Genomic DNA, 22,856 nt, shown 5'->3' with positions numbered 1-22,856 from the left:
CAAGGTTTTTGTCGGCTTTTCCTTGGGTCAGGCCGCGCTCTATTGTTTGTCCGGATCGTCCATATAGTGCTGCAGCATGCTGAATTGCAGCATCAGGAACGCCATGAGCGCGATCGGAAATCCAAAGGTTTCGATCTTGACCCAGAGATCTGTCGACAGCGTGCGCCAGATCAGTTCATTGGCCACTGCGAGCACCGCAAAACAGGCGCACAGGCGGCGAGTCAGGATCATCCAGCCTTCCTGACGCATGGGCAGCATCTCGTCTAGAACATAAGCCAGATAGGACTTTCCCTGCAAAAGGCCGATCCCGAGGATGACGGAAAAGAAGCCGTAGACCAGCGTGGTTTTCATCTTGAAGAAGCGCTCGTCGTTGAACCACGCAGTGAGGCCACCGAAGAAAATCACCATGAAGGCGGTGAAAATTTGCATCCGGCCGAGCTTGCCCGTCAGGTACCAAAGGATGCCCATGGCGGCCAGCATCAGGGGAACGAAGAGGATGGTGGCGACAATAAAACCCGAATACTCGATGCCGCCGATCACGAAATTGTCATCACGCAGGCGCAAGTAAATGAAGAAGAAGGCAAGCGGGGGCCCGAGTTCGAGCACCTGTTTGAGGAATGGGTTGATGTCTTTTTTCTCTGCCATGATTCCGACCTGCTGCTTATCCGCCCATTTCAACTATTACGGCGCCGAGTGCAATCAATGCCATCAATGTGATCCGTCTGGGTCCCACAGTTTCTTTCAGAACCAGCCAGCCGATGAGCGCGGCAAAGACGGTGGAGGTTTCGCGTAGAACCGCAGCTTCTCCTACCTTGTCGAGCCGTGTGGCGAGCATGATGGCACCGAAAGACATGGGGGCAATTATGCCGCCCGCAAGGCCACGTAGCATCAGAGGCCCGAGCGCCGGACGATGGATCATGGCGCGGTATCTGAGAGCTGCATAGATCGGCATGGCAGCCCCGTCGATCATGAAAAACCACGCTAGAAAGGTGAACGGGTCGGCTGTGGCACGGATTCCGTAGGCGTCATAGGTGGTATAGAGAGCGACGAAGAGACCGGTGGCGATCGCCAGCGCCAGGGCGATCCCCAGAGTTTCACGATTGGTTTCGAGATAGCGCAGGTTATACGCTGCCAGTCCGAAGATGCCTGCCATCAGAGTGCCCACGCCGAGCCATTGGATGGTCGAGAACGTCTCACCGAATAGCAGATTAGCCCCAATCACTGTGAATAGTGGGCCGGTCCCCCGCACCACAGGATAGACGACGGTATAGGAGCCTTTGGTGTACGCCATCGCTTGCAGGATCTTGTAGCCGATATGGATCAGCCAAACGACGGCAAAAATGGGCCACATATAGGGTTCGGGCCATGGAACGACGAAGAAGGCGAAAGGCATGGCCATCAGGCAATAACAGGCGTCAATCGCCCCGCGTGACATCCAGGGGTCGTGGCGGCCCTTTTGCAAGGCACCAAAGACTGCATGCAGGAACGCCGCCATTAGCGCGAGGCCGAGGGCGAGGTGGTGGCCGGATTCGGTGCCTTCAAGGGAGATCAGCCAGTCGCTCAAATCAGGGCTTTCGCTTGGATGGAGAAGGTGGGGGGCGGTCTGCCCCCCACACCCCCCGAGGATATTTTTTGCCAGATGAAGGGGCGGATCAGGTTTGCAAGCCGATGAGGGCGGCGGCGAATTCTTCGGGATCGAAGGGTGCGAGGTCGTCGATTTGTTCGCCGACGCCGATGGCGTGAATAGGAAGTCCGAACTTATCGGCCAGTGCGACGAGTACGCCGCCTTTGGCGGTGCCGTCGAGCTTGGTCATTACGAGGCCTGAGACATCGGCGAGGTTGCGGAAGGTTTCGACCTGGCTGAGGGCGTTCTGGCCGGTGGTGGCGTCCAGTACCAGCAGGGTGTTGTGCGGTGCAGTTTCATCGACCTTGCGGATGACGCGAACAATTTTGGCCAGCTCTTCCATCAGGTCTGCGCGGTTTTGCAGGCGGCCTGCGGTGTCGATCATCAGCAGGTCGGCACCTTCGTTTTGCGCCTTGGTCAACGCGTCGAAGGCCAGAGAGGCGGGATCGGAGCCTTCGGGGGCGGTCAGCACCGGCACACCGGCGCGGTCGCCCCAGACCTGCAGCTGTTCGACCGCGGCGGCGCGAAAGGTGTCTCCGGCGGCGATAACCACCTTTTTGCCTGCAGCTTTGAACTGGCTGGCCAGTTTCCCGATGGTGGTGGTTTTGCCGGAGCCGTTGACGCCCACGACCAGAACCACCTGCGGTCGCTTTGGATAAAGCGGCATGGGTTTGGCCACGGGCTCCATCACGCGGGCCACCTCTTGCGCCAGCAGTTGCTTGATTTCCTGGGTCGAAAGTTTGCGGCCAAAGCGTCCCTCGGCCATGTTCGACGTGACGCGCAGGGCGGTGTCGACGCCCATGTCGGAGGCGATCAGCAGCTCTTCGAGCTGTTCCAGCATGTCGTCATCCAGCGTACGACGGACAACGGTTTGGGTATCGCTGCGACTGAACAGACGGCCCAGCAGGCCTTTGGATTCGGGAGGCGGTGGGGCCGGTGCGGGGTCTGCAGGTGCGGGAGAGGGCGGCTCGGAGGGCTGGGGCGTGGGTGCCGGTGAGGGCACCTCGGGGACCGGTTGCGGTTCCGGTTCGGGTTTCGGAATCACCGGATCGGGTGCAGTTTCCTCGCCGCCATCCTCGACAATCGCGTCCAGCCCCTCTTCGAGGCGTGAGGAGGATTTGAACAGCTTGTCCTTGAGCTTTGAGAAAAACGCCATTTCTAGGTCTCCGCAGGTGTTCCCCTCACCTAATGCGGATTGGCGGCAGTTGCAAAGGGTCAGGTGAAGGCGATCAGGAACCCGGCCTGCGCACCCCAGTAGAGTGGCCAGATCATGTAAGGCGTCAGCTTTAGGGCAGGGTGGTCGGCAGGCAACAGGAACTTCTCGGTCGCAAGGATCAGGTCAGACGCGATGAACGCCATTGCAGCGGGCAAGGCCCAGCGCAATGCACCCGCGTCCGGCAGGAACAGAACGGCGATACCCATGCCTAGGATGATCGGAATATAGGCGAGAACCGGCCCCTTGAGGTCTCCGGCGCGCGGGGCAAGCAGGGTGGACATGACGATGCCCAGAACCAGCAATGACCAGAAGATAACGGGTTGCGTCAGGATCAGGCTTGGATCGCTGACCGGATGTGTCAGGAACAGCGCGATGTAGGCGAGATGTCCGGCGGCGAAAGCTGCGATCCCGGCCATGAAGGTGGCCTCGGTTTCGCGCGACAACAGGGCATCGCCGATGGCACATAGGGCCAGAGCGAGGACGAGCAACCAGGGGGCAGCCGTGAGCCATGCAATGAGCGCCAACAACGCGACGGATGCGGTCTTCAACTGGGTGCGTAGAATACCAGCGGGGCGGGCCGTGAGCGGTAGGTAGGCCAGTGTGCAAGCCGCCGCCGCCCAGAAAAGAAGTGTCGGCATTGTTCCTCCCCAAGAGTGTTACGTTCATGTCGTCATGATTGAGTGAGGTCATCAAGATGTGACGTGAGGGTAGTCTGCGCTGTGGAAAGGTTGATTGGTGCAAGTGGGCGGCATCTGACAAGATGCTGCTATGTACAGACTGTCTATGATTCTGCTGGCGCTTCTTGCGCAATCCGCTGCGGCGCAATCGCCGTTATCGGGGACCGAGTTTGACGCCTATACCCGTGGAAAGACCTTGTTCTATGGCTTTGACGGTCAGGCCTATGGGGTTGAGCGATATTTACCCAATCGGCGCGTGATCTGGTCATTTCTGGATGGGGACTGCAAGGAAGGTGTCTGGTATGAGCGCGAAGACCAGATATGTTTTCTGTACGAAGACAGGTTGGACCCGCAATGCTGGGTTTTCACCGAGTTTGGGGGCAGGCTGATTGCGCAGTTCGAAGGTGATCCGACAGCGACAGAGCTCTATGAGGCCGAGGATGTCGGCGAAGAGATGATCTGTTACGGACCCGAAATCGGGGTTTGATGTCAGTGATCTGAGACCTCTAATTCCTTATAACTGATCATGACGTGATGCTGGTACGCGGGCCTCTGGGTCAATGTTTCGTAGTAGCGGCGGAGATTGAGGAATGACGCACGTTTGATATCGATATCGTAGTATCGGTACAGGATGTGTCCCAGTTGTATATCGGCCAGTGTCAAACTCGGACTCGTCAGATACTCCGTTTGCGACAGTTGCGCATCAGCTATGGCCAGTCTGGATTCCAAATGAGAAACAGCTTGTGTGATCATAGTATCGTCACGATACGCGGGTGCTGTTCTTGTCACACGCCAGAAGACGGGCACTGTGAAAGCCATGGCTATGTTGATCTTGGCCCACTCAGCCCATTTGTCGATCTCTGCGCGCCGCACGGGGTCTGAAGGCCAAAATGCATCATCGCCATATCGGGATGAGAGGTATCGCAGGATAGCTCCGGTCTCCCACAGCGGGGTATTATCTCCATCTTGAAGAACCGGGATGGTTCGGTTCGGGTTTAGTTCGGCGAATTCGGGGCTGTCCAGACCGCCGAACCTGTGCCCGACATCGTGACGCTGATACTTCAGGCCTAGTTCGCCAATGCACCACATCAGCGCCTGTACGTTCGAAGATGTTTTTCGGCCCCAGATTTTAAGCATAGCTAAAAAAGTGACCCCTGATCGGGAGTCGGCGGTTTGGGCGTGCGTTTGGGTTTGATCGTGTCGCTTTGGCCGGTGCTGAACTTGCCATCTGCGAATTCGATCTCCAGGCTGGTGTGCTTCTCGGCTTCGGCTTTACGGGTCAGAACCTGATCTCCTGCGCGGACAACGGCATAGCCGCGCTCCAGCGTTGCTTTGTAACTGAGGGTTTCGCGCAGGCGGTCGGTGGCGTCTAGTTGCTGACGCATGCGATCCAGGCGTGTGGTTTGCGCGGTGTTCAGACGCTCTGACAGGCGATCCAGTGTCTCACGTCGGGTTTGCAGTTCTCGCTGAATCGGGCGCAGGGACAAGCGCGACGACAGGTTGCGCCAGCGGTCGCGGCGGGTTTCGACCAGGTTGCGCAGGGTCGAGGGGCGCAGGTGAGCCGAGGTATCAAGCAGTTTGACACGTCGATTTTGTACGCCCCGGATCAATGCGCTGGGCAGGCGCTCGGCCACCTGATCGAGCCGTTGACGCGGGCTGTCCAGCAGTGCCTCGGGGCGCGGCAGGGCGCGGGACAGGTCGCGCAGGCGTTGGCTTCGGCGTTGCACGGCGTCGGTGGCGGCGCGGGACAGGCGGGCGCCTTGTTCTCCGGTCCAGGCCAGCAGTTCCATGCGAACAGGTACGGCGAGTTCGGCAGCGGCCGTCGGGGTCGGCGCGCGGCGGTCCGAGACATAGTCGATCAGTGTGGTGTCCGTTTCGTGACCTACGGCTGAAATCAGTGGAATGTCTGAGGCGGCTGCGGCCCGGGCGACGCTTTCTTCGTTGAACCCCCAGAGGTCTTCGATTGAACCGCCTCCGCGCGCGACGATGATCAGGTCGGGGCGGGGCAACGCGCCGCCTGGTGTGAGCGCATTGAAACCTTCGATGGCGCGGGTCACCTCAGGGGCGCAGTTGGCGCCCTGGACGGCCACGGGCCAGATCAGGACTTTACGGGGAAAGCGGTCGCGCAAGCGGTGCAAGATATCACGGATCACCGCACCCGAAGGTGAGGTGACGACGCCAATGATTTCTGGCAGATAGGGCAGGGGTTTCTTGCGCTCAGGCGCAAATAGACCTTCGGATTCGAGCTGCTTTTTTCGCTTCTCCAACAGCGCCATCAGAGCGCCTTGTCCGGCGACTGCGACTTCATCGACGTTCAGGTTATACTTTGACTGGGCACCGAAGGCCGTCAAGCGACCGGTGACGACTACTTCGAGTCCTTCTTCAGGCACAACCGACAGGCCAGATATCTGGCCCTTCCACGTGGTACAGGCCAATACGTTCCGATCATCCTTGATGTCGTAATACAGATGCCCCGAGCGGGCCTTGAACACGCGCCCGACCTCGCCGCGTACCCGGATTCGCCCAAACGTGCCTTCGAGCGTGCGCTTCACCTCTCCGGAAATGTCCGAGACGGTGTATTCAGGGGTATTTTGGCCGGGAATGGGGTCGTCAAGCAGGTCGGACATTTCAGCGCCTTGTGTCAAATGCTCGCCCAGCTTAGAACGCGCGGCAAGCGAGGCCAAGCAGATCGGAGAGCAGTCATGAATATCCTCATTCTCGGGAGCGGTGGGCGCGAACACAGCCTGGCCTGGGCAGTGATGCAGAACCCCAAATGCGACCGTCTGATCGTGGCACCGGGCAATGCCGGAATTGCTCAGATCGCCGATTGCGCTGCATTGGACATCGAGAATGGCGGAGCCGTTGTCAGTTTTGCCGAGGAAAACGCAATCGATTTTGTGATCGTTGGCCCCGAGGCCCCGCTGGCGGCGGGTGTTGCGGATCGTTTGCGCGAAGCAGGCGTGTTGGTCTTTGGCCCCTCGGCCGCAGCGGCGCAGCTGGAAGCTTCCAAGAGCTTCACCAAAGAGATTTGCGACGCGGCGAAGGCACCGACAGCAGCTTACGCGCGATTTACCGAAGCGGATCCCGCGAAGGCATATATCCGTGAACAGGGTGCGCCCATCGTGGTCAAGGCTGACGGTCTCGCTGCAGGCAAGGGCGTGATCGTGGCGATGGACGAGCAGACCGCACTGGACGCCATTGATGATATGTTTGGTGGTGCCTTTGGCGGTGCCGGTGCTGAGGTGGTCATCGAAGAGTTCATGGAGGGTGAGGAAGCCTCGCTGTTCGTACTCTGTGACGGGGATGAAATTCTGTCGATTGGCACCGCTCAGGATCATAAACGTGTCGGAGAGGGGGATACCGGCCTGAATACCGGTGGTATGGGGGCCTATTCTCCGGCGCCTGTTCTGAGCCCAGAGGTTGAGGCACGTGCGATGGACGACATCATTCGCCCAACCATGGCCGAAATGAAACGGCGGGGAATGCCGTTTCAAGGGGTTTTGTATGCTGGCCTTATGATCAAGGACGGTCAGCCCAGGCTGGTAGAATACAACGTGCGGTTTGGCGATCCGGAATGCCAGGTTCTGATGATGCGTCTGGGGGCGCAAACCATGGACCTGATGCACGCCGCTGCCGAAGGGCGATTGGGTGAGACACGGGTTAACTGGGCTGACGATCACGCCATGACCATTGTCATGGCAGCGAAAGGGTATCCGGGAGCTTACGAGAAAGGTTCGGCGATTTCTGGTTTGGGCGAGTTGCCGGAGGACAGCAGCAACATGGTGTTTCACGCTGGCACCAAAGCAGTCGACGGGCAGGTCGTGGCGTCCGGTGGCCGCGTGCTGAATGTGACGGCACGCGGCGAAACACTGCAGGAGGCGCGGGACCGGGCCTATGCGATGGTGGACGGCGTTGACTGGCCCGAAGGGTTCTATCGCCGCGATATCGGCTGGCGGGCTCTCTGATCTGATTGCCGGGCTTCGCCCGTCTTTATTGTTTTGAGTCAGAGGGCATTGTTTGGGGCAGAGGGCTTTGCTCCCTCGGCCTTGCGACCTCACCCCCAAGGTCCTTGTTGGTCAGATTAAGGGCGGATCAGCAGTCCAGGGCCGCAGCCAGGTCTTCGCGGGTTTTGAGCGGGCCGAGGTCGGTGGTTTGCCAGCCATTTCTATATGAGACGCTGATAATGCGGGACCAGTCGGCGCTGGCAACGATCAGTTCAGGTGCGCCGTCGCATTGGCGTAGGCCGCCGGAGATGAAGTCCTCTCCGATCTGGTGGTTGGTCAGGCCGGGGATCGTCGCGATTTCGGTCAGATCGCCATCCTTATAGCGCCATATGCGCAGGGTTTTGGCCAGATGGGGACGGTCGATATAAGCGATTTCGACATTGCCGTCGTCATCAAGATCGACTGCACCGATTGGGGCGAGCCAGCGATTGCGGGTACCGATATGTGGTGTGGCGGCAACTTTCGTGCCTCGCGCGTTATAGATCGCCAATTGTGCGCCGGTCTTAGCCTGGGATTCGACGACGATAACTTCGGGTGCTCCATCGCCATCCACATCTGCCAACCGAGGCATGAGATCTTCGAACACGCGATCCGATGAGAGGCGAATGGTAAGAGTGGATTGGTCCGAGCCTATACCATCAAGGACCAGATCGAGCGCGCCATACTCAATAGCGTCACCGAGTACACCATGTGCATAGCGTTTGGTGGGTTCGGAAAAATGTGCGGATGCGATCCTGTCTGCCGAAAGCGCGGGGAGCGTTCCAGTCAGCCACACGAGTGATGTCAACAACGCGCCGCGCGACCGAGATTGCCATAGGCGAACCGGGGGACGCGGCGCTTTGGAGAACATCAGATCTGCTTTTCGGGCATCTGCACAACAAGGCCGTCCAACGCGTCGGTGACCTTGATCTGGCAAGTCAGGCGCGAGCGGGCAGGATCGGGTTCGTAAGCGAAGTCAAGCATGTCTTCTTCCATGTCGTCCTTGGCCGGGATTTTCTCGACCCAGTCGGGGTGGATATAGACATGGCAGGTCGAGCAGGCGCAGGCGCCGCCGCAATCGGCCTCGATGCCGGGAATATTGTTGTCACGGGCCCCTTCCATGACCGTCAGTCCGTTGGCGACCTCGACTGTGTGTTCGGTACCGCCATGCTCGACATAGGTGATCTTTGCCATTGCGTGCGTCTTCCTTCTTCGATTGTCGAATTCTTCCTTAGTGAAGGGAGTTAAGTGTTTCTAGTGGGAATTGCGACCTTGGATGCCGCGAACGGATATTTGCGGCCTTGGTGAAGCCTGATGTTCTTTTCGGGCGACACAGTCACAACGCGGCAAAGGAGGGGAATTTAGGCAAAGCGTTTGTCCGATGGATGCTACCAACGCCCGGATGCTCCACCACCACCAGATCGACCGCCGCCGAAACTACCTCCGCCGGAGCTATTGGAAATCTGAGGTATGTAATAGTTTGTTTCTTCAACATAATCGCATTTAAGGCATTCAATTCGGCGAACGCCTGAACCAGCCGTGGTTGTGCTTGCGGCAAGTGTGATGCGGCGCCTCTGCCGCAGACTGCGGTTGCCACATCTTGGGCAGGTTCGAAATCGCACCAAGCTATCGCTTATGAAATTGCGGCCCTTGAGCATCATAATCATCATTGCAAAGAGACCAAACATCCAGAGACCCGGATCATCATTTGTTTTCTTGGCGGGTGCGGCCTTTCCAGTGCGGAAAGGTTGTACGATCTGATCTATGACAGCTGTGGTACCGACCTTGATTCCAATTGCATAATTGTTTGTTTTGAAGGCCGGGAGGAATTTATCGTCAATAATGCGTTGCGTGGCCTGATCCCAATTTCGCCCATAAGCGGCGCCAAGCTCGATTCGCATGGCCCTGTCGTCTCGCAAGACCATCACAAGCACACCATCGTTTCGCGAAGCGTCGCCGATCCCCCAGTGGTTGAACAGTCCGGTTGCAAATTGTTCGAGCGTCAGATTGTGGGCATAGTCGCTTTGAGTGCGCAGCGTCAGGACGGTCAATTCAACCCCTGTCTCGCGTCTGAGCTTACCTAGTTGTTTGGAAAGTGCCTTCTCCTCCTACGGGCTGAGCAAATTGGCAAAGTCATTGACGGTTGTACTTTGATAATCGGGATAGGTTTGTCCAAGCGCAGCGCTGGCCCAAACTACAAATAAGACGAATACAATTCTCATGGCTACTCGCGGATTTTTGCTGAAGCATATCATAAGGTTATGCCGCGGCAATCAGGATTTGATCAGAACCTGAGAGATTTATTCGCCGTATTCCATTAGCGGTTTTGACCGTGATCAGCGCCTGAACAAGACCCCCTGAGCCTGTTTGTCCCTATGATCCCCGCGCAATTCCGCATGTAGCGCGCGGCCTGCTTGCACTGCGGGGCGGGCGCTCATCATGTTGAGCCAGCGGGTGAAGTGCGGTTTGTCCTCCAGTACCTGCTGCTGCCCTTCCCAAAGGCTTGCCCAACCCCAGATCGACATGTCGGCGATGGAGTAGAAATCGCCTGCGACATACTCGTTTTCGGCCAGTCTGCGGTCGAGAACACCATATAGGCGGGCGACTTCGGAACGGTAGCGGTCCTTGGGATAGGGAAGGTCTTGCGGTGGGTCCAGCTGCGGGGCGTATTTCAGGAAGTGATGCGCCTGGCCAGCCATTGGGCCAACGCCGCCCATCTGCCACATGAGCCATTCCTCGACCGCGATCCGTTCACGCTCGGTTTTGCCGTAGAATCGTCCTGTTTTACGCGCCAGATACATCAGGATCGCACCGCTTTCAAAAACCGAAACGGGTGCGCCGTCAGGGCCATCCGGGTCGACGATGGCGGGCATGCGGTTGTTGGGAGAGATCTTCAGAAATCCGGGGTCGAACTGGTCGCCCTTACCGATATTGATCAGATGGGTCGAATAGGGCAACTCCATCTCTTCCAGAGCGATGGAAACCTTCCAGCCGTTCGGCGTGGGCCAGAAATACAGATCGATCATGATAACTCCTCAGCTTATCGCGATCATGAGGGTTTAGGCGCGCGCGGCAAGGGGCAGCGTTGCTGTATTACGAAAGCGTGACCGGTATCCGACCGGTCTTGACCATCGGCGGGACGCGGCGTAAACGCATGCCCAATACGTGGCGATTTGTTACCGGATTGCGGGCCACGCTAAACAACACCGCTAAAAGGTCAGGATGAAAGACCCCTTTCGCTTGGCCGCGTCTGGGGTTTTTTGTTTGCCCCCTCGAGGGCTGAAAGGAATGACATGAGCGAGAGCTGGAACAAACGCACCCAAGCCGTCCATGGCGGCATTCGTCGTAGTCAGTATAACGAAGTCTCCGAGGCGATCTTTCTGACGCAAGGGTTTGTCTATGAGAATGCCGAGCAGGCCGAGGCCCGGTTCATTGAGACCGGCCCGGATGAGTTCATCTATGCCCGCTACGGAAACCCGACCGTTTCGATGTTCGAACAACGCATTGCCGCGCTGGAAGGGGGCGAGGACGCGTTTGCTGCCGCCTCAGGCATGGCTGCTGTGAATGGTGCGCTGACTTCGATGCTGAAGTCGGGCGATCACGTGGTTTCGGCCAAGGCGCTGTTCGGGTCCTGCCTGTACATCCTCGAAAACATCCTGACCCGCTACGGTGTCGAGGTGACATTTGTGGATGGCACCGATCTGGATGCTTGGGCGGCTGCAATCCGGCCTGAGACCAAGGCGGTGTTCTTCGAATCCATGTCAAACCCGACGCTTGAAGTGATCGATATTGCTGCGGTGTCGAAACTGGCTCATGCAGTTGGTGCAACTGTGATCGTCGACAACGTGTTCTCGACCCCGGTCTTCTCGCGCGCGATCGAACAGGGCGCAGATGTGGTCGTCTATTCGGCGACCAAGCATATTGACGGGCAGGGGCGTGCGTTGGGCGGTGTGATCATCGGTACAAAAGAGTTTATCCGCGGTACGGTCGAGCCTTACATGAAACACACTGGCGGTGCGCTCAGCCCTTTTAGCGCGTGGATCATGGTCAAAGGTATTGAAACCATGGCATTGCGCGTGAATGCGCAGGCCGACAGCGCGCAGAAGATTGCCGAAGCTCTTGAGGGGCATCCAGCGTTGGAGCGGACGCTGTATCCCGGTCTGAAGACGCATGCACAGAACGCATTGGTGCAGGAACAGTTGGGCGGCAAAGGCGGTACGGTTCTGTCGTTGGACATCAAGGGTGGCAAAGCAGGTGCTTTTGCGTTCCTGAATGCGCTGACGATCCCAGTAATCTCGAACAACCTTGGCGATGCCAAGTCGATTGCAACCCATCCAGCCACCACTACGCACCAGCGTCTGAGTGAAGAGCAGCGGGATGAATTGGGTATTACGCCGGGCCTGATCCGCCTGTCAGTGGGGCTTGAGGATACGGGCGATCTGCTGGCGGATATTGAGCGGGCTTTGGCTGCATCTCAGGGTTAGCGCCTGCTGGTAATTCTTGGTCAGGCGGGTTTAACCCGCCTGATTGGCCGCTTTTGGTTGAAAAGTGACGGTTTTTCTCATTTAATTTCGATCCGGGATGCTATCCCGCGCGTATCGTTCCGGACTGGTAATTAAACCTCGGTCGTATATAACCGACGGCCTAGCAAGGGACCCGTGCAAATGAACATTCATCCGCGCGATATCAACGAGACGCCTGATCACGATCAGGCCGCAGCAGCGCTTAAGCTGTTGCGCGACTGGGCGAAATCTGCCTCGGCTGCCGAGATCAGTCAGCTTGATCCAGCGGTTGCGCAACTTGTTCCGGGTCTTGTGTCGACGAATTACCCGGCCCTATCGCGCGAGTATCCCGAGGATTTCGAGTCGAACGCGGCTTACAAGGTCACCTTGCCCGACCTGCAAAATGGTCCCTCCAGCCTGATCCGGGGGTCGAAACAGCAAATCCAGCACGTTGGCATTTCGAATTTTCGACTGCCCATCCGATTTCACCGCAAGAATGGTGCAGAACTGACGCTTGAGACTTCAGTGACCGGCTCGGTCAGTCTTGAGGCTGAGAAGAAGGGCATCAACATGTCCCGGATCATGCGGTCTTTCTACAAGCACGCCGAACGCACCTTCAGTTTTGAGGTGATGGAAGCGGCCTTGAGCGATTATCTATCTGATCTGGACAGCCTGGATGCGCGCATTCAGATGCGCTTTTCCTATCCGGATCAGATCAAGAGCCTGCGCTCGGGCTTGTCCGGTTACCAATACTACGACATCGCGCTGGAACTGGTCGAGCGGGGTGGTGAGCGTCTGAAGATCATGCATCTGGACTATGTCTATTCGTCGACATGCCCGTGTTCACTTGAGCTAAGCGAACACGCGCGCGCCACGCGTGGACAGTTGGCAACACCGCATTCGCAGCGCTCGGTGGCCCGGATTTCCGTTGTTGTCGATTGCAACGCCGACTGCCTGTGGTTCGAGGATCTGATCGCGCTCTGCCGTCGTGCGGTTCCGACCGAAACGCAAGTGATGGTCAAGCGCGAGGATGAACAGGCCTTTGCCGAGCTGAACGCCGCGAATCCGATCTTCGTCGAGGATGCCGCGCGTCTGTTCTGCGCCGAGCTGCAGGCCGATCATCATGTCGGCGATTTTCGGGTGATCGCGAGTCATCAGGAAAGCCTGCACAGCCACGATGCCGTATCGATTCTGACCGAGGGTCCAACCTTCGAATCTGCCAGCCTGGACCCGCGTTTGTTCACCACGTTGTTCCATGTTGGTTGATTGACCCGACGGAAGCTGCTGGAAAAACGATCAAAATTCCCGCATGGGCGCCTTTTTGCCGCAATGCAGCAGGAAATGCTGCATCTGCGCCCTGACTTGCGTTAAACTGGGCCCGAGTGCAGCTGCTGCACGCCCGCGCAAGCTGGGTCGTGCAGCCCGAAAGGAAGCCGGGACGTGCGACGCCTTGGACCGCGAACCTGCAAATCCGCCCGGACGATTGGGGCGGACGAGGTCCTTTACTCTTCTTCCGGCTGCCTCGGTTTTATCAGGAGAGACATGCAATGAATCCGATTTCTCAACCGCTTGAGTTTCAAGCAGCGGCCATTCGTGTGGCCGGCTATGCGATGGTCAGCCAGATGGAGATCATGCAGATCATGACCCGTGCAGCCTTTGAACTGCCTATGGCGCCCTTGCAAGGGCTGAAAACGATCGAAACACCGGCACCTGCGGCGCGCAAGGTGGCACCGGCAAAACCGGCGACGCCGAAAGCGAAACCCGCAGCTAAACCGAAAGTAGTGGCAGCAACGCCCAAAGCGGCAGCGAAACCCAAGGTCGCCCCTAAAGCAATGGCCGCACCCAAGACGAAACCTGCGGCGGTTAAGCCCGCTCCTGCGGCCAAGCCCGCACTTGCGGCCAAGTCGGCTCCTGTGGCCAAGCCCGCACCGAAAGCGGCCCCTGCCAAAGCTGCTGCGAAACCCGTGTCGACCGAAGCGAAAGCTGTTGCGGCGTTTAAATCAGCAGCCGCGGCAAAGGCGAGGGAAGCCACAAACGCTCCTAAACCTGCGGTGACCCCAAAGCCAGCCGCTAAGGCTGCACAGCCCGCCCCGGCCAAGCCAGCGGTGACCAAGGCGGCACCTGCGAAAATCACAGCAGCGAAGCCTGTTCCGAGCAAAGCCACGGCTGCGAAACCCGCCCCGGCCAAACCCGCAGCGACAAAGCCAGCACCTGCGAAAACCGCTGCAGTGAAGCCCGCTCCGGTCAAAGCTACAGCTGCGAAGACTGCCCCGGCCAAGCCAGCGCCTGAAAAGCCCATCGCCGCGGTGCATGCAGAGCAGGCCAAATCCGCCGTTCGTCGCACGCGGGCACCATCGAAACCGCCCGCAATGCCGACCGCATCTGCGAAATCCGACACTTAACGCGGATCATCTGCTTGACACCGTCGGGCTAGCGCGCCAACGCTGCCCGTCATGATGGATCTTCGCCCGGTCGGATACGTGATTGGCCTGTTGGTCGCCATTCTAGGGGTGACCATGCTGTTGCCGATGCTTGCCGACCTGATCGAAGGGCGGGATGAGTGGCACGTTTTCTTTGAAAGCGCGGTCATTACTCTTTTGACCGGCAGTGTTCTTGCGATGAGTTGCTCGAATGGGGTTGGCGAGGGTCTCACCATCCGTCAGACCTTTCTGCTGACCTCAGGGGTCTGGGTGGCGCTGCCGATTTTTGGCGCCATTCCATTTCTGTTCGGCGAGACGGAACTGCGTTTTGTCGATGCGTATTTCGAGGCGATGTCGGGTCTGACAACCACCGGCTCGACTGTGATATCCGGGCTCGATGATTTACCACAGGGTCTGCTGCTGTGGCGCGGCGTGCTGCAATGGTTGGGCGGTATCGGCATTATCGTCGTCGCCATGGTATTCTTGCCCGAATTGCGGGTGGGTGGTATGCAGATCTTCCGCTCGGAAGGGTTTGAAACGATGGGGAAAATCCTGCCGCGCGCGCAGGAGATCGCGGGGCAGATTTCGCTGATCTATGTTTTCCTCACCGTCGTTTGCGCTCTGGTTTATGCGGGCTTCGGCATGAGCTTCTTCGACGCTGTTGTGCATTCCATGACCACCATAGCAACGGGTGGTTTTTCGAATTACGACAGCTCATTTGCACGCTTCTCAGGGCCGATGGAATATGCCGCTGCCGTCTTCATGATCCTCGCAGCGCTACCCTTCGTGCGCTATGTGCAATTGGCAAATGGCTACACAAGCTCATTGTGGAAAGATAGCCAGATCAGGGCGTTTCTGGGGACAATCGCGGTGCTGGTCATGATCATGTCTGTATTCCTGACTTCGGTCTTCCCGCACCATTGGGAGCAGGCATTCCGCGAGTCGCTGTTCAACATCACGTCGATCATTTCGGGTACCGGCTATGCGAGTGTCGATTATATGGGCTGGGGTAGTTTCCCTGTCATGTTGTTCTTTCTGATCGGCCTGATCGGAGGCTGCGCAGGATCGACCGCCTGTTCGATCAAGGTGTTCCGTTATCAGTTGCTCTTTGCTTCGATCAAAACGCAAATTCGCCGCATCCGTTCACCTCACGGAGTGTTTGTACCGCGCTATGACGGGCGGGCAATTGGCAGGGATGTTCTGACATCGGTCATGAGCTTCTTCATGTTCTTCGTGCTCTCGATGGGGGTTCTGTCCTGGGCGCTCGCGTTGACAGGGCTGGATTTTATCACGTCTGTCTCGGGGGCGGCGACGGCGCTGGCCAATGTCGGGCCGGGGCTGGGGGACCAGATCGGGCCTGCGGGCAACTTTGCGGGTTTGAATGACAGTGCGAAATGGCTGCTGACCATCGGCATGTTGGTCGGTCGCCTGGAATTGCTGGCCGTCTACGCAATCTTCACGGTTCAGTTCTGGAGGGGATAATGAAGCGACCGCTGGGCGCGCAAATCTCGCATATGTTGAAGGATCGCGGCGTCGATGTGATTTTCGGCATTCCCGGCGTGCATAATCAAGAGATGTATCGCGGCATCGAAGAGGCCGGGATCACCCATGTTTTGGCTCGGCATGAGCAAGGGGCCGGATTCATGGCCGATGGCTATGCCCGCGCAACCGGCAAGCCGGGTGTGGCCTACGTCATTACCGGGCCGGGGTTGTGCAATATCATGACGCCGATGGGGCAGGCATACTCGGATTCGGTGCCGATGCTGGTGCTGTCTTCTTGCCTGGACGAGATTGATGCGCAGCGCGGTCAATTGCATCAGATGAAAGACCAGCGCGCCGCCGCCGAGACGGTGGCGGACTGGTCTTGTCAGGCAAACGATGCGCAGGCGGCATACGGATTGATTGAACGTGCGTTTGAAGAGTTTGAACTCTCACGCTCGCGCCCGAAGCATATTCAGGTGCCAATTGCGCAACTGCAGGCCGAGGCCAGCGCTGCGCCGATCCCGAATCCTTCTGCGCTGGATAAAAACGCCCTGCCTCCAGATGTGTCGTCGGTTCTAACCTTGCTCAATGACGCGCAGCGGCCATTGTTTATTCTGGGCGGTGGCTGCCGGTCGAACCTATGGCGGCAGATATTAACACAGCTGGGGGCGGCTTGTTTCACGACCTATGCCGGGCGCGGCTTGGTTGGGGCCGATTATCCGTTGGATTTTGGATCAATGCTGCCCCGTCCGGGCAGCGTCGAAGTGATCAGCTCGGCGGATTTGATCGTGGTTGTCGGTGCCGAATTAGGCGAGGTTGACCTTTGGCGGCAAGATCTGGGTCACTCCGCGACCATGGTGCGTGTCGATCTGGACCCCGAGGTTTTATCGGATCGACACCGCGCTGCTGTAAAGTTTCAGGCAGATGGCGAGAGTTTTGCACAAGCGCTCTGGGAAGCTATCCAGCAGACTAAGCCAGCTACCGGATGGTCCGAGGAAGAGGTGCGCGAAGCCCGCGCCCGCTGGCGGACCGAAGTAGATGCAGAACGTCCGGGGATTGTCCCGGTGGCCGATGCGCTCAGGGCGGCGATGCCAGCGGATACGATGATCTATTCGGATATGACTCAGTTTGCCTACGCCTCGAAAGAGGTCTGGGACATGGCTGTCCCCCATCACTGGCACCACCCGACCGGGTTTGGCACGCTGGGTTACGCCGTGCCTGCAGGGATTGGTGGCGCAGTGGCGCGGCGGGGAAAGCCCACTGCGGTGATCGTAGGTGATTATGGCTTTCACTATACGATGCAAGAGATTGGGGTTGCCGTGGAACTTGGCCTGTCGTTGCCCATTATCCTATGGGACAATGGCAAGCTGAAAGAGATTGAAGACAGCATGATACGCGGGCAGATCGCGCCTAATGCGGTCGTCGCACGCAACCCCGATTTCTGTAAGCTGGCCGAAGCCTTCGGGGCGCGGTCTGCCGCGCCGCAAACTCTGGACGAGATGCAAACTGCCGTGCGCGACGCTTTTGATGCAGGGAAGCCGACGCTGATCCGGGTTACGCCGGACATCTTGTGAGCTAAAAAAGGCGCCGCACCTAAGTGCTGCGCCTTTTCCCTGATCTTAATGAATTAATCCCAGCAGTGCACCAGAACGGTCATCCCGTTGGCCCTACGGCTCAGCTCATTTGGGGAAATCTGGGTCGAGCCCTGCGCCGGTTGACCCGAGATACCCGCCTTGGTCAGAACCTCGGTCAGACGTTCGACATTTGCTGCAAGGCTCACCGAATCCGGCAGGGCGCGCCCGTCGGATGGTGTAGGCAGCAGCATGCCAACCACACTGCCGCTGTCATCGAAGACCGGCCCACCTGCGTCTCCGGGCTGTGCGGCCAGTGCAAGACGTTTGACACCGTTTTCGCCGTTGAGGCCGCGAATATCAGCGATTTCACCAAAGGTCAGGGTCGGAGCCCCCAACGCGCCTTCGTAAGAAAAGCCAGACACAGTAACCTGAGACTGGATTCGTGGTTGTTCGGCGCGGAACTCGGCGACGCTGATCGGGGCGAGTGTCCGGTTTGGGCGCAGAACAGCAACGCCCAGAGTGGTATCTTGCCATGCCACCTGAACCTCTTGATCGCCATCCAACGTGATGCGCGTGCAGTTGTCTGCGGCCTCGGTGACAGTCAGTACAGTTCCGTCGGCGTCGGCAAAGAAGCCCGACCGGGACAACCTCGGTTTGCGGATTTGCAGGCCTGAGAGCAGATCGATACGTTGTTCGGCGTCCGCGCCTGCGCCAGCATCCAGCACAGCGTCATTGGTAGCAAAGCTGGCGCGCATCGCAGCCAAAACGCGCGCACGACGCGCCTCATCCCCTTCAGGCCAGACCAGGGTAAACCCTTTGATCTTGCCGTCTTTCAACGCCGCTTGAGTGAATGAGACACTGCCGTTGCCGCGCCCTTCGATAGTAAAGCTGTTGCCGCGCAAGGCGCGTTCACCTTCCAACGGGATGATCTCAAGCGATTGCATCACTTCATACAGCGCGCGTAGCGTGGCCGGGGAGCCTTCCTGAGAGATCAACAGCGCCTTGGCGCTCAGGTCGGAGTTGGGTTTGAAATGGGCAAATGGGGCCTCATAACGATCAAAACCCAGCACACCCAGCGGCATATCCAAATCAATCCCGGCTTGCGGGTCGGAATACCGATCCATCCCGACGCTGATCAGCGGTGCGTTGTAGTCATCTATCAGCGACTTGCGCTGCAGGGTGGTCAGAACACCGGTCGCCTCGAAGCCGTTGAACCGCTGCCAATCCGCCATCGAGCGGCGGGTGCCCTGACCAAAGGCGCCGTCGATGGTCGAGTTGTAGAAACCGGCGGCTTGCAATGCAGTTTGCAGGACCTTGCGTTCCTGCGCGGTCAACAGGCGTTCGCCCTGCAATGCCTCAGCGCGCGTTTCGTCTGCGTCTTGCGGGGTCAGACCGGCTTGTGGTTGTTCCTGCGGCTCGGGCTGGACCGGGGCTGTAATCACCCCGCGGTTTAGGATGTTGGCACCGATAGGCCAGAACTGCTGCCTCAGTGCGCTGGAGAAAGCGATGAAGCTGTCAGACGGGATCTGGCGTTCAGCGCGATAGACACGCAGAACCTGCTCGGCATCATCGCGCAAATAGGGCCCGATAACAATGGCATACCAGCCAGAGTTCAGTTGGAACCCGTTTACGTCAGGCAGGGCGTTGGCATAGGCCTGCGCCCGTTCCTGCGCCTCACGCAGCGACGGCTGCGCTTCGATCTGAACCCAGACGCCCGCGTCCTGTTGGGCAAAAGCGGCGCGCAGGCCGAAGAGGAAAAAGAATGTAATAACCGTAAATACGCGTGTCATTGTCTGCCCGTTTTATGCAGTGTTTTCACTTTGGCGCAGATTACGCGGAATCGCAGCCTGATGACCATGCCCGGATTACGGGGAATTCTGTGTGTGGCCGCGCAGTGACAGAGTGGCTCATTGGCCCGTTGACGCCCTTTGGTGGCTTGCATAGGAAGGGCCGAACCCACCGGAACCGGGCGCCTGGGCGTCCAAGGGATATGTCATGACCGAACCCAAAAGCGCACCACGTTCATTTCAGGAGATCATCCTGCGGCTTCAGACCTATTGGGCGACGAAAGGCTGCGCGATCCTGCAACCTTATGACATGGAAGTCGGCGCGGGCACGTTCCACCCGGCGACCACCTTGCGCGCGTTGGGGTCCAAGGCGTGGGCTGCGGCTTATGTGCAGCCTTCGCGTCGACCGACAGACGGGCGGTATGGCGAGAATCCCAACCGGTTGCAGCATTACTACCAGTACCAAGTGCTGATCAAACCCAGCCCACCGGATCTACAGGACCTGTATCTCGGCTCGCTCGAAGCCATCGGCATCGATATGGACCTGCACGACATCCGCTTTGTTGAGGATGACTGGGAAAGCCCGACGCTCGGCGCATGGGGGCTAGGTTGGGAGGTTTGGTGTGATGGCATGGAAGTCAGCCAGTTCACTTATTTCCAACAGGTTGGCGGCCACGACTGTGCACCGGTCTCGGGCGAGTTGACCTATGGGCTTGAGCGGCTGGCCATGTATGTGCTGGGCATCGATCACGTGATGGACATGCCGTTCAACGATCCTCAGTCGCCCAGCCCGCTGACCTATGGCGATATCTTCAAGCAGACCGAAGAGGAATACGCGCGCTGGAACTTTGACGTGGCCAATACCGAGGTCTTGCTGCGTCACTTCGAAGAGGCCGAAGCGGAATGTGCGACCATTCTGGCGCAGGAGCATGACGACCCGAAGACCGGCAAACGCATCATCATGGCGCATCCAGCTTATGACCAGTGCATCAAGGCCAGCCATATCTTCAACCTGCTGGATGCGCGGGGCGTGATCTCGGTGACCGAGCGGCAGGCCTATATCGGCCGCGTCCGGGCGCTGGCCAAGCAATGCGCAGATGCGTTTGTGCAGACCGAGGCTGCCGGGTTCGAAGCTTGATGGCGGGCTTAGGCCAGACCGGGCAGCAACGCCTTCAGGCCGTCTGCGATCATGCTGATCGCTATGGCAGACAGGATCATGCCCATAAAGCGACTCATGATCACGCGGGCATTGTCAGACAACCGTTCAGCCAGCCAGGCGGCATTCCAGAATGTCACCAAAAGCAGGCCGACCACGACCAGAAAAACACCTGCATAAGCAATAGCTTCGATCGGAGTTTTGATGTGATGTGCATACAGGATCAGCGTGGTGATCGTACCGGGGCCAACCAGAATGGGAAAGGCCAGCGGGTAGAACGCGACCGTCTCGGGCGCGGGATAGGATTGCTTCTCTCCATCGGTGCCGTGATGCGAGCTGCTTTCGTTGCCGTTCAGCATGTTCAGCCCGATCATCAGAACAACCAGTCCACCGGCAACGCGCAAATGGTCAACGCTGATGCCAAAAAGGCCCAGGGCCTGACTTCCGGCCGAGGCAAAGGCGCCTCCCAGTATCAGGCAGTACAGCGCCGTTTTCAGCGCCACCTTGCGCTGATCAGCAGCAGGCAGATCTTGGGTGACGCTCAGAAACACTGGCAGATTCGTGATCGGGTTCATGATCGCGAACAATGCACCGAAGAATCCAACGGCAAGGGTGGTTTCCATCTCTGTCGCCTTACATCTGCCTGTAATGGTTTGAAACCTGACCTATTTCCCCAGAATATGAAAGAGGCCGCATAAACGATGACCGGGAAGCTTCTGGCGCTGATCCTTCTGTTTTCGGCCGCTCTGGCGGGTGGGAGCATGTATTACCTGCAGGTTTACGGCTTCTATTATGATGTCACGCCGAAGCCAGGCCAGGATGTTACTCTGATGGTCGCAGGAGCCGAGGTGCCGGAACCGATCAGCTACAGTGCGTTTCAGGCGATAGATGCCGACAGCTCTCCGATCCGGTATCGGGCCTGTTTCGAAACCGATCTGACGCCTGATCAACTGGCCGGGTTTGTTGCCGTAGAAGACGCCGAACCTTTGACCGCGCCGGGATGGTTTGAATGTTACAATGCAGTCGCTTTGGCCGATGCGCTGAAATCGGGGCAGGCGCAGGCTTTCTTGGGCGCGAAGAACATCCATTACGGGGTCGACCGCATCGTTGCTATCTCGCGGGACGGCAAGGGCTATGTCTGGCACGCGCTGAACAATTGCGGTGAGAAAGCCTATGACGGCACCGTGGTGGGTGAAGATTGCCCGCCCAGACCGCAGGAGTGACACGTGGAGTTGGTCGTTGAGATCCCGGATTTCTTGACCGCGACGCTGGGTTTCGCGGTCTACTTGCTTGGGGCTGAGATCAATGCCCGCATCGCAACGCTCCGCAGCTTCAACATCCCCGAGCCGGTGACCGGGGGCCTGTTGGCCTCGCTCGTGGTACTGACTCTGTATCTGTTATTTGGCGTTGAGCTGTCCTTTGGTCTGACCACACGGGATTTCCTGTTGGTGTTGTTCTTTGCCGGTATTGGATTGAATGCACGGCTTTCGGATTTAATCGCAGGCGGCAAGCCATTGCTCCTGCTTCTGATTTTGACGCTGCTGACTATCGTTGCACAGAACGTGATCGGGGCGGCGGGGGCGGCTCTGTTCGGCTATCCAGCGCAGGCGGGCGTTTTGTTTGGCTCGGCGGCATTGATCGGCGGCCACGGCACTGCGATCGCCTGGGCGCCAGAAGTCGCACAAGCCACCGGGCTCGAAGGCGCGACCGAGTTGGGTGTTGCCGTTGCCACCTTGGGCCTTGTATTGGCCGCTCTGGTCGGGGGTCCAATTGCGCGGCTGTTGGTTAAAGGGCGCAAGCTCAACCCCAGTCGTCCCGAGGAAGAGCACACAGTTGGTTTGCCCAATGAGGTCGATCAGAAATCCGCAATCGACCATCAGACGGTTATGCGGGTTCTGTTATATCTCAACCTTGCCATCATTTCAGGCGTGATCCTGAGCGAAGCCATCAGCGCTGCGGGGCTGAAACTGCCTTTGTTCGTGCCCTGCCTGATCATGGGGATTATCATTGCCAATCTGCGCGCGCTGCTTGCGCCCAACGCCCCACCCGTGGCGCGGACGCCATCGCTGGCGCTGATCTCGGAATTCGCATTGGGGGCGTTCCTGGCGATGTCCCTGATGAGCCTGCAACTGTGGACTATAGCTGAGCTTGGCCTTGCGATAGCGTTGATCATGACCGCCCAGACGCTCTTTGCAGTGGTGTTCGTGATCTGGGTCCTGTTCCCGCTGATGGGCTCGAATTATCGCGCTGCTGTATTGGCCGCCGGCTTTGGCGGCTTCGCTTTGGGCGCAACCCCAACCGCGATTGCAAATATGACCGCCGTGACCAAGCGATATGGCCCGTCGCCTATTGCCTTTATCGTACTGCCCCTTGTATCCGCCTTCTTTGTGGATATCGCCAATGCAATCGTCATCCAGACGATTGTGAGTTTCTAA

21 protein-coding genes, 1 pseudogene and 1 riboswitch are annotated in these 22,856 nt (G+C 58.3%); of the genes and pseudogenes, 9 read left to right on the top strand and 13 right to left on the bottom strand.

The genetic code is table 11. The annotated features are described in order from the left end of the window. Nucleotides 1–39: 39 nt before the first annotated feature. The 4 genes from ACR0NF_RS06105 to ACR0NF_RS06090 all read right to left on the bottom strand — a co-directional run bounded on the left by ACR0NF_RS06105 (nucleotide 40) and on the right by ACR0NF_RS06090 (nucleotide 3,478). Entirely contained in the window at nucleotides 40–645 is a 606-nt protein-coding gene (locus ACR0NF_RS06105) for an inner membrane-spanning protein YciB (RefSeq protein WP_480470168.1), read from the bottom strand. A 16-nt stretch (nucleotides 646–661) separates the two neighbouring features. Further along, complete coding sequence (locus ACR0NF_RS06100) at nucleotides 662–1,564, bottom strand: EamA family transporter (protein ID WP_480470167.1); 903 nt, start codon at nucleotides 1,562–1,564, stop codon at nucleotides 662–664. 88 nt (nucleotides 1,565–1,652) lie between these two features. Then, complete coding sequence (gene ftsY / locus ACR0NF_RS06095) at nucleotides 1,653–2,780, bottom strand: signal recognition particle-docking protein FtsY (protein WP_480470166.1); 1,128 nt, start codon at nucleotides 2,778–2,780, stop codon at nucleotides 1,653–1,655. A 59-nt stretch (nucleotides 2,781–2,839) separates the two neighbouring features. Further along, nucleotides 2,840–3,478: a lysoplasmalogenase gene (locus ACR0NF_RS06090; RefSeq protein ID WP_480470165.1), complete on the bottom strand. Its 639-nt coding sequence runs from the start codon at nucleotides 3,476–3,478 to the stop codon at nucleotides 2,840–2,842. A gap of 130 nt (nucleotides 3,479–3,608) precedes the next feature. On the opposite strand from ACR0NF_RS06090, the gene ACR0NF_RS06085 reads away from it, so the two are divergent. Next, nucleotides 3,609–4,004 (top strand): hypothetical protein, encoded by a 396-nt coding sequence (locus ACR0NF_RS06085; protein ID WP_480470164.1) that lies wholly within the window; start codon nucleotides 3,609–3,611, stop codon nucleotides 4,002–4,004. Nucleotides 4,005–4,006: 2 nt separating this feature from the next. Here ACR0NF_RS06085 and ACR0NF_RS06080 read toward each other — a convergent pair whose 3' ends face one another. Both ACR0NF_RS06080 and xseA read right to left on the bottom strand, forming a co-directional pair. Beyond that, a complete protein-coding gene (locus ACR0NF_RS06080; RefSeq protein ID WP_480777922.1) occupies nucleotides 4,007–4,654 on the bottom strand; it encodes a glutathione S-transferase family protein in 648 nt (215 codons plus the stop codon). Nucleotides 4,655–4,656: 2 nt separating this feature from the next. Then, nucleotides 4,657–6,144, bottom strand: coding sequence for an exodeoxyribonuclease VII large subunit (gene xseA, locus ACR0NF_RS06075; protein WP_480658064.1), 1,488 nt, complete (start codon nucleotides 6,142–6,144; stop codon nucleotides 4,657–4,659). 75 nt (nucleotides 6,145–6,219) lie between these two features. Here xseA and purD point away from each other — a divergent pair, with 75 nt between their 5' ends. Beyond that, complete coding sequence (purD, locus tag ACR0NF_RS06070; protein WP_480470161.1) at nucleotides 6,220–7,482, top strand: phosphoribosylamine--glycine ligase; 1,263 nt, start codon at nucleotides 6,220–6,222, stop codon at nucleotides 7,480–7,482. Between the two features lie 127 nt (nucleotides 7,483–7,609). Here purD and ACR0NF_RS06065 read toward each other — a convergent pair whose 3' ends face one another. The 4 genes and pseudogenes from ACR0NF_RS06065 to ACR0NF_RS06050 all read right to left on the bottom strand — a co-directional run bounded on the left by ACR0NF_RS06065 (nucleotide 7,610) and on the right by ACR0NF_RS06050 (nucleotide 10,526). Next, a complete protein-coding gene (locus ACR0NF_RS06065) occupies nucleotides 7,610–8,371 on the bottom strand; it encodes an FG-GAP repeat domain-containing protein (protein WP_480777921.1) in 762 nt (253 codons plus the stop codon). Continuing rightward, nucleotides 8,371–8,694, bottom strand: coding sequence for a 2Fe-2S iron-sulfur cluster-binding protein (locus ACR0NF_RS06060; RefSeq protein WP_039534845.1), 324 nt, complete (start codon nucleotides 8,692–8,694; stop codon nucleotides 8,371–8,373). Before ACR0NF_RS06060 ends, ACR0NF_RS06065 begins: the two co-directional genes overlap by 1 nt. Before the next feature lie 194 nt (nucleotides 8,695–8,888). Continuing rightward, a pseudogene (locus tag ACR0NF_RS06055) lies at nucleotides 8,889–9,596 on the bottom strand (TPM domain-containing protein); the annotation flags it as partial. A gap of 240 nt (nucleotides 9,597–9,836) precedes the next feature. Continuing rightward, a complete protein-coding gene (locus ACR0NF_RS06050; RefSeq protein ID WP_480470158.1) occupies nucleotides 9,837–10,526 on the bottom strand; it encodes a glutathione S-transferase N-terminal domain-containing protein in 690 nt (229 codons plus the stop codon). Between the two features lie 129 nt (nucleotides 10,527–10,655). Beyond that, a riboswitch (SAM riboswitch) is annotated at nucleotides 10,656–10,733 on the top strand. 60 nt (nucleotides 10,734–10,793) lie between these two features. Between ACR0NF_RS06050 and metZ the strand changes: the two genes are divergently transcribed. Next, nucleotides 10,794–11,984 (top strand): O-succinylhomoserine sulfhydrylase, encoded by a 1,191-nt coding sequence (metZ, locus tag ACR0NF_RS06045; RefSeq protein WP_480777920.1) that lies wholly within the window; start codon nucleotides 10,794–10,796, stop codon nucleotides 11,982–11,984. Between the two features lie 180 nt (nucleotides 11,985–12,164). After that, nucleotides 12,165–13,268, top strand: coding sequence for a GTP cyclohydrolase FolE2 (gene folE2, locus ACR0NF_RS06040; RefSeq protein WP_480667100.1), 1,104 nt, complete (start codon nucleotides 12,165–12,167; stop codon nucleotides 13,266–13,268). A gap of 337 nt (nucleotides 13,269–13,605) precedes the next feature. On the opposite strand, the gene ACR0NF_RS06035 is transcribed toward folE2, so the two are convergent. Next, entirely contained in the window at nucleotides 13,606–14,400 is a 795-nt protein-coding gene (locus ACR0NF_RS06035) for a hypothetical protein (RefSeq protein ID WP_480777919.1), read from the bottom strand. Between the two features lie 55 nt (nucleotides 14,401–14,455). On the opposite strand from ACR0NF_RS06035, the gene ACR0NF_RS06030 reads away from it, so the two are divergent. Together ACR0NF_RS06030 and ACR0NF_RS06025 are read left to right on the top strand one after the other, a co-directional pair. Then, nucleotides 14,456–15,904: a TrkH family potassium uptake protein gene (locus ACR0NF_RS06030; protein WP_480777918.1), complete on the top strand. Its 1,449-nt coding sequence runs from the start codon at nucleotides 14,456–14,458 to the stop codon at nucleotides 15,902–15,904. After that, nucleotides 15,904–17,478, top strand: a complete 1,575-nt coding sequence (locus tag ACR0NF_RS06025) for a thiamine pyrophosphate-binding protein (RefSeq protein WP_480777917.1) — start codon at nucleotides 15,904–15,906, stop codon at nucleotides 17,476–17,478. Before ACR0NF_RS06030 ends, ACR0NF_RS06025 begins: the two co-directional genes overlap by 1 nt. Nucleotides 17,479–17,531: 53 nt before the next feature. On the opposite strand, the gene ACR0NF_RS06020 is transcribed toward ACR0NF_RS06025, so the two are convergent. Next, nucleotides 17,532–19,268, bottom strand: coding sequence for a serine protease (locus ACR0NF_RS06020; RefSeq protein ID WP_480470152.1), 1,737 nt, complete (start codon nucleotides 19,266–19,268; stop codon nucleotides 17,532–17,534). Between the two features lie 205 nt (nucleotides 19,269–19,473). On the opposite strand from ACR0NF_RS06020, the gene ACR0NF_RS06015 reads away from it, so the two are divergent. Then, nucleotides 19,474–20,403 (top strand): glycine--tRNA ligase subunit alpha, encoded by a 930-nt coding sequence (locus ACR0NF_RS06015; protein WP_480470151.1) that lies wholly within the window; start codon nucleotides 19,474–19,476, stop codon nucleotides 20,401–20,403. A gap of 8 nt (nucleotides 20,404–20,411) precedes the next feature. Here ACR0NF_RS06015 and ACR0NF_RS06010 read toward each other — a convergent pair whose 3' ends face one another. Further along, nucleotides 20,412–21,044 (bottom strand): MarC family protein, encoded by a 633-nt coding sequence (locus ACR0NF_RS06010; RefSeq protein ID WP_480470150.1) that lies wholly within the window; start codon nucleotides 21,042–21,044, stop codon nucleotides 20,412–20,414. A 78-nt stretch (nucleotides 21,045–21,122) separates the two neighbouring features. Between ACR0NF_RS06010 and ACR0NF_RS06005 the strand changes: the two genes are divergently transcribed. Then, the gene (locus ACR0NF_RS06005) at nucleotides 21,123–21,644 is read left to right on the top strand and encodes a DUF6446 family protein (RefSeq protein WP_480470149.1); all 522 of its coding nucleotides are present in this window, start codon (nucleotides 21,123–21,125) and stop codon (nucleotides 21,642–21,644) included. A 3-nt stretch (nucleotides 21,645–21,647) separates the two neighbouring features. Continuing rightward, nucleotides 21,648–22,856, top strand: a complete 1,209-nt coding sequence (gltS, locus tag ACR0NF_RS06000) for a sodium/glutamate symporter (RefSeq protein WP_480777916.1) — start codon at nucleotides 21,648–21,650, stop codon at nucleotides 22,854–22,856.

Source organism: Ruegeria sp. CF4 (assembly GCF_056537345.1).
This window is presented reverse-complemented; position numbering and strand designations above follow the sequence as displayed.

Bases quoted from the DNA above. Each gene is read 5' to 3' on its own strand.
- ACR0NF_RS06020 (WP_480470152.1), bottom strand. From the start codon at position 19,268: ATGACACGCGTATTTACGGTTATTACATTCTTTTTCCTCTTCGGCCTG.
- ACR0NF_RS06105 (WP_480470168.1), bottom strand. From the start codon at position 645: ATGGCAGAGAAAAAAGACATCAACCCATTCCTCAAACAGGTGCTCGAA.
- folE2 (WP_480667100.1), top strand. From the start codon at position 12,165: ATGAACATTCATCCGCGCGATATCAACGAGACGCCTGATCACGATCAG.
- ACR0NF_RS06010 (WP_480470150.1), bottom strand. From the start codon at position 21,044: ATGGAAACCACCCTTGCCGTTGGATTCTTCGGTGCATTGTTCGCGATC.
- ACR0NF_RS06005 (WP_480470149.1), top strand. From the start codon at position 21,123: ATGACCGGGAAGCTTCTGGCGCTGATCCTTCTGTTTTCGGCCGCTCTG.
- ACR0NF_RS06050 (WP_480470158.1), bottom strand. From the start codon at position 10,526: ATGATCGATCTGTATTTCTGGCCCACGCCGAACGGCTGGAAGGTTTCC.
- ACR0NF_RS06025 (WP_480777917.1), top strand. From the start codon at position 15,904: ATGAAGCGACCGCTGGGCGCGCAAATCTCGCATATGTTGAAGGATCGC.
- xseA (WP_480658064.1), bottom strand. From the start codon at position 6,144: ATGTCCGACCTGCTTGACGACCCCATTCCCGGCCAAAATACCCCTGAA.
- ACR0NF_RS06060 (WP_039534845.1), bottom strand. From the start codon at position 8,694: ATGGCAAAGATCACCTATGTCGAGCATGGCGGTACCGAACACACAGTC.
- ACR0NF_RS06015 (WP_480470151.1), top strand. From the start codon at position 19,474: ATGACCGAACCCAAAAGCGCACCACGTTCATTTCAGGAGATCATCCTG.
- ACR0NF_RS06085 (WP_480470164.1), top strand. From the start codon at position 3,609: ATGTACAGACTGTCTATGATTCTGCTGGCGCTTCTTGCGCAATCCGCT.
- ACR0NF_RS06090 (WP_480470165.1), bottom strand. From the start codon at position 3,478: ATGCCGACACTTCTTTTCTGGGCGGCGGCGGCTTGCACACTGGCCTAC.
- ACR0NF_RS06030 (WP_480777918.1), top strand. From the start codon at position 14,456: ATGATGGATCTTCGCCCGGTCGGATACGTGATTGGCCTGTTGGTCGCC.
- ftsY (WP_480470166.1), bottom strand. From the start codon at position 2,780: ATGGCGTTTTTCTCAAAGCTCAAGGACAAGCTGTTCAAATCCTCCTCA.
- purD (WP_480470161.1), top strand. From the start codon at position 6,220: ATGAATATCCTCATTCTCGGGAGCGGTGGGCGCGAACACAGCCTGGCC.
- metZ (WP_480777920.1), top strand. From the start codon at position 10,794: ATGAGCGAGAGCTGGAACAAACGCACCCAAGCCGTCCATGGCGGCATT.
- ACR0NF_RS06065 (WP_480777921.1), bottom strand. From the start codon at position 8,371: ATGTTCTCCAAAGCGCCGCGTCCCCCGGTTCGCCTATGGCAATCTCGG.
- ACR0NF_RS06080 (WP_480777922.1), bottom strand. From the start codon at position 4,654: ATGCTTAAAATCTGGGGCCGAAAAACATCTTCGAACGTACAGGCGCTG.